Annotated in this window: 4 protein-coding genes, 1 tRNA gene and 1 pseudogene; all 6 read right to left on the reverse strand. The window is 65.4% G+C overall.

Annotated elements, in window-relative coordinates:
* Positions 1-651 (reverse strand): annotated as a pseudogene (locus ACWKY3_RS11585) (NADH-quinone oxidoreductase subunit L); the annotation flags it as partial.
* Between the two features lie 226 nt (positions 652-877).
* Positions 878-2305 carry an MATE family efflux transporter gene (locus tag ACWKY3_RS11590; protein ID WP_449316562.1) on the reverse strand — a complete coding sequence of 476 codons (1428 nt, stop codon included), beginning with the start codon at positions 2303-2305 and terminating at the stop codon, positions 878-880.
* 205 nt (positions 2306-2510) lie between these two features.
* On the reverse strand, positions 2511-2765 hold the full coding sequence (locus tag ACWKY3_RS11595; protein WP_449316563.1) for a GlsB/YeaQ/YmgE family stress response membrane protein: 255 nt from the start codon (positions 2763-2765) through the stop codon (positions 2511-2513).
* A gap of 223 nt (positions 2766-2988) precedes the next feature.
* Positions 2989-3065 (reverse strand) — tRNA-Pro (locus ACWKY3_RS11600).
* A gap of 157 nt (positions 3066-3222) precedes the next feature.
* Positions 3223-4446, reverse strand: a complete 1224-nt coding sequence (gene coaBC, locus ACWKY3_RS11605; RefSeq protein WP_449316564.1) for a bifunctional phosphopantothenoylcysteine decarboxylase/phosphopantothenate--cysteine ligase CoaBC — start codon at positions 4444-4446, stop codon at positions 3223-3225.
* Positions 4447-4449: 3 nt separating this feature from the next.
* On the reverse strand, positions 4450-5453 hold a 1004-nt coding region (gene hemH / locus ACWKY3_RS11610), incomplete at its 5' end, for a ferrochelatase (protein WP_449316565.1).

A 5453-nucleotide genomic window follows, 5' to 3' on the forward strand; every position in this document is an offset into this window, starting at 1 on the left:
GATCTGGCGGAAGGCGTTGCGCATGGCCTCCTCGGTGCGGGTGAACCCGATGAGGAGGAACGAGCACACCGTGGTGACCTCCCAGCCCGTGAACAGCCACACCATGTTGTTGGAGAACACGATGAGAAACATCGCGGAGAGGAACACGAACATGAGGGCAAAAAACGTCGGGCGGCGGTCCTTGGCGCCCTCCGGCTCGTGCTCCTGGAAGTCCTCCATGTAGCCCAAGGCGTACACGCAGATGCCGCCGCCCACCACGCCGATGATGAACGCCATGAGCAGCGAGAGCGAGTCGAGGTAGAGCGCCTCGCCCACGGCCACGCCGTGGGCGAACCCGAGCTCGAACACGAGGGAGCCGACGAGCTGGACGGCCGCCAGCACGCACGCCCAAACGTTCTTGTAGCGGATGCCGAACACCAGGACGGTTGCGGCGACGAGCACGCTCACCGCAAGGCAGACGTAGTCGACCACCGGCGAGTGGAACTCGAAGGACACCCACGGAGCGCCCAGGCAGGAAACGACCAGCCATACAGACGCCAGTCCGATGACCAGGGCGGAGGCTCCGACAATCGCGTTTCTCGCCCGATTGTTGCGCACGACCAGAAGGACGCCGGCAACAACCAGCGGGAAAAGGATTAGAAACCCGAGCATAGCCACGAATCTTCCCCCTTCTCCTTAACCGACAGGTAAACGATGAAAGCGGCCGAACGCCGCTTTCATCGCACTTTACCAAAGAACGGGCCGACGACGCTTACCCCGGTCGCGTCAGGGGCGTTTGCTCGGTGAAAGGGTTTTCGGACGGCATCGTCGCCCGCAAGCGGTGCGCTCGGACAGGCGAGCGGCCGCGTCGTCAGCGAACGCCCTGCCCCTTTGCGAGTCAACCGCGCTCCAGCTTGCGCAAGCGTCCGCGCTCGATCAGCAGAAACACCGACACGAGCAGCGTGGAGGCAAGGTCGGAAAGCGACGGAGCGAACCACACGCATTCGAGTGGCGTGAGCGGAAGCAGGCCGGGAAGGATTCGAGGACAGTACAGAAGCAACGGTATGAGGAACAGTATCTGGCGCGTGAGGGTGAGCAAGGTTGCCTTAAGCGCCTGCCCGGTGGCGTCGAAGTAGTTCGATCCGATGCTTTGGACCGAAAGCACGGGGATGAACATGAGGTAGAGCACGAGCGCCCAGGCGGTTTCGGCCATGTACTCGTCGGGTAGGCCGAATAGATGCGCGTAGAGGTCGGGCACGAGGATGACGGAAAGCCACAGCGGCACGGTGATCGCCGCAGCCAGGCCGATGGCCTGCAGCAGGACGCGCTTCATGCGGTCGAGTTTGCGCGCTCCGTAGTTGTAGCCGATGATGGGCTGCGCTCCCATAGCGATGCCCATCATCGGCATGAAGGTGAACATGCCCACCGCCACCACCACGCGCATAACGGCGAGCGCGCCGTCCACGCCCAGAGGATCGGTGGTGCCGTAGAGCACGAGCAGGTTGTTCTCGATGGCCGAGGACACTGCGTAGCCCAGCTCCATGACCGACGGTGCCACGCCGAGCGCGCAGATGCGCAGAGCCAACCGAGGGCGCAGTCGAAGCGCCGCGCGGCGAAGCGGCATGGGAGAGCCTTTCTTGAGGAAGAACTGCATGACGAACACGGCGGAGATCGCCCACGAACACACCGTGGCCAGGCCGGCACCGCGCATGCCGCCGTCCAAAACGACGATGAACAGGTAGCCGAGCGCCACGTTGGCTCCCGTGCCGACGAGCATGGAGCCGAGCGCGCGGTTGGGATGCCCCGCGGTGCGGATGAAGTTGTTCATGCCGAACGCGACGAACTGCAGCGGACAGCCCGCCACGATGGGAACCATGAAGTCCTTCGCCAAGGGCAGCACCGCGTCGTCGGCGCCCGAGAAGCGCAGAATGGGTTCGAGGGCGAACAAGGAGCCGGCCCACACCGCAACAGACACGAACGCGAGCAGCGTCAGGCTGTTGCCCAAAACCTCCTCGGCCACATCATGGCGCCTCTCCCCCAACCTGATGGCCGCCAACGCGTTGCCTCCCACGCCCACCAGCATGGCCACGGCCGTCATGGCCGTCATGGAGGGGTTGGACACCGTGGTGGCCGCCAAGCCGTCCGGGCCGACGGCATGGCCCACATACACCGCGTCGATGACGTTGTAGAGCATCTGCACCACAACGCCGACGACCGCGGGGATGGAGAACTCCAGCAGCAGCCTGAACGTGCCCGCCGTCCCCATGCGGCTGATGCTCTGCTCCTCCGGAGAGGTCCCTGCAACAGCCTGTTCCCGATCCCGCACGCGCGCCCTCCCCTGTTTTCCGGCATTGTTCCCGTTGCAGTATACGCGAGCTGCCACGGCCAGACAACGGAGGGTCGCGGCCTGCGCGTCACGCGGTCCCCCGATCCGCTTGGCGCTTCAAGGGGGTCTTTCGCCCAACCGATCTGCGGGACGTTTCAGAAAGGGGCGGGGACGTGCCGTGCCGATGCCGTTCGCAGCGTTGCGATCAGGCGCGCTTGCCGCCGGTCAGCAGGTTGATGACGGCGATCAGGATGATGGATCCTACGAGGGCGACGAGGAACGACCACAGATTGAATCCGGTGAAGCCCTCCGCGCCGAAGAAGCTCATGACGAACCCGCCGACGAGCGCGCCGACGATGCCCGTCACGATGTTCTTGATAAGGCTGCCGTCCGTCTTCATGATCATGTTCGCAATCCAGCCGGCCAAACCGCCTATGATGATCCATACGATGATGCTCATGGGGAACTCCTATCCACGGATGCCGATGACGATGCCGAAAAGGATAGGCGAGCGCGCGGAGCGCGGCCTTTGGGCTTGCGAACCGTATGCGTATCGTAGGCGCCTTGTTTCGCGGCGGACCACGGGAATTGAAGGCGGTCGGTTGGGACAGATCCCACGGGGCTGCGCCTCTGCGAAAAAACGAAACAGGCCGCAAGCGTGAAGCCTGCGGCCTGCGATCCCCTGGTCGGGTTGACAGGATTTGAACCTGCGACCCCTTGACCCCCAGTCAAGTGCGCTACCAAACTGCGCCACAACCCGTTTCCGCTTCCCGGAAGGCGAACCTTCCGAAGCAGCGCCGACTATGATAGCGGTATGCGCAGCTGTTTGCAAGAAGAATTTTGCGCGCTCGACCGAAGGCGGGCGCGGGATCCTGCGAGAACCACGAGAGCCGCACCATCCGCCGCGCGGCGAAGCCTCATCGGACGAACTCGAGCGCCTTGTCGAGGATGGCGTCGGCGAGGCGCTCCTTCGACATGCGGGGGAGTTCCTCCACGCCCTCGTCGTCCACGAACCACACCTGGTTGTCGTCGGTGCCGAAGGCCTTGCCCTCGCCCACCTGGTTGGCCACCACAAGATCGGCGTGCTTGGTCGAGAGCTTCTTCTCGGCGTTGGCCACCACGTCGTCCGTCTCGGCGGCGAACCCCACCACCACCTGGCGCTTCTTGGAGGATGCCAGCGTCGCGAGGATGTCCGGGTTCTCCACCAGCTCGATGGCGCCCAGCGCGGCATCCGCCTCGCCCTTTTTGAGCTTGCGCGGCGCGGCCTGCTTTGGGCGCACGTCGGCGACGGCGGCGGCGAACACGGCGATGTCGGCGGCTCCGAACGCCTCCTGCGCCGCCTCGAACATCTCGAGCGCCGTGCGCACCCGCACCGTGCGGACCGCTTCGGGAGGCGCGATGGACACCGGCCCCGACACGAGCGTCACATCGGCGCCGCGCAGGGCGGCCGCGCGCGCTATGGCGTAGCCGGTCTTGCCGGAGGAATGGTTGGATATGTAGCGGACCGGGTCGATGGGCTCTACGGTGGGGCCGGCGGTCACCATGACGCGCTTGCCGGCCAAATCGCGCGAAAGCCCCAGCTCGTCAAGGACGGCGCTCACGATGTCCTCTACGTCGGCCAAACGGCCCTTCCCCACGTCGCCGCAGGCAAGGTAGCCGTCTCCCGTCTCTATGATGCGCGCGCCGCGGATGTGCAGCTTGCCGATGTTGTAGCGCGTGGCCCCGTTCTCGTACATGTTCACGTTCATGGCCGGCGCGATGACGAGCGGCGCCGTGGTGGCCAGCGCCGTGGTGGTGAGCAAGTCGTCGGCCAGGCCGTTGGCAAGTTTCGCGATAACGTTGGCGGTGCACGGCGCGATGAGGAACAAATCGGCCTCCTGCGCCAAGGAGATGTGGTGGATGGGGTCTGACGGGTTGTCGAACAATCCCACGCCCACCGGCTCGTGCGTGAGCGAGCGGAAGGTGAGCGGGCCCACGAACTCGGTCGCGTGCTCGGTCATGACCACCTTCACGCGCACGCCGGCTTTCTGCAGCAGGCGCACGATCTCGCAGGACTTGTACGCGGCGATGCAGCCCGTCACACCAAGCAGCACCGTCTTCTGATGCGAGGCTGCCTCGCAGCGGCTCTCGTCTTCGGACATGGGTCATACCTCCTCTAGATGGGGGCGCAGCACGTCGGCGAGCACCCTGAGATGAGCGCGGCTGCGATCCAGGCAGGGCACGTAGACGAACTCCCCCTCGTCGGGTTCGCGCCCTGTCTTGCGGACATGGTCGAAGTAGAACGGCTTCAGCTCGTGCTCCACGTCGTAGAGCGTCTCGAGGCAGTCGACCGCGAAGTTGGGGCACACCAAAAACACGCGTCCGGCCCCCGCCTCGGCCCACCGCGCGAGCGTTTCACGCGAGAAGGGCTTGAGCCACTCGCGCCCTTTGTCGAAGCGGCACTGGTAGCCGATGGTCCACCGGTTGCGGTCGATGCCCAGATCGCTGGCCACCTGCAGGCTGGAAGCGCCCGTCTGCAGCTCGTAGGTGTCGCCCGCTTCGATGTCGGCCAGGGGGATGGAGTGAAACGAGAACAGGAGCCGGTCGTCGGAGGAGGGGTCGAACCCCGCCTGCTCGATGGAGGCGGCGATGGCGCGGATGTAGGCGGGGTTGTCGTGGTAATTGTCGATGAGCGAGCGGGGGACGTTCCAGCTCAGGCGCGCGAGGGCGTCCTCCACGCCGTCGGACACCGATCCGGTGGTGGAGTGGGCGCTTTGCGGGTACAACGGCAGCACCACAAGGCGTGAGCAGCCCGCCTCCCTCATCTCGCGCAGGCACGAGGCGATGGAGGGGTCGCTGTAGTTCATGGCGCAGCGGACGACGGCGTTTCGCCCTTCGGCGCGCAGGGCCTCCTCAAGGCCCGCCTGTATCTCCCGATGGGCCGCGGCGAAAGGCGACCCCTCGTCGGTCCATATCTTGGCGTACTTCTCCGCCGAGGCGCGGCCGCGGCGCGGGAGGATGAACAGGTGGAGGATGATGCGCCAGCAGAAGCGGTTCATGGGCACGATGCGCTTGTCCATGAGGAACCGGGACAGGTAGGCGCGCACCGCACGAGGCCGGGGTTCGGCCGGGGTTCCGGTGTTGACAAGGAGCACTCCGCAACGTTCGC

The sequence above is a fragment of the Rubneribacter sp. genome, assembly GCF_965361815.1.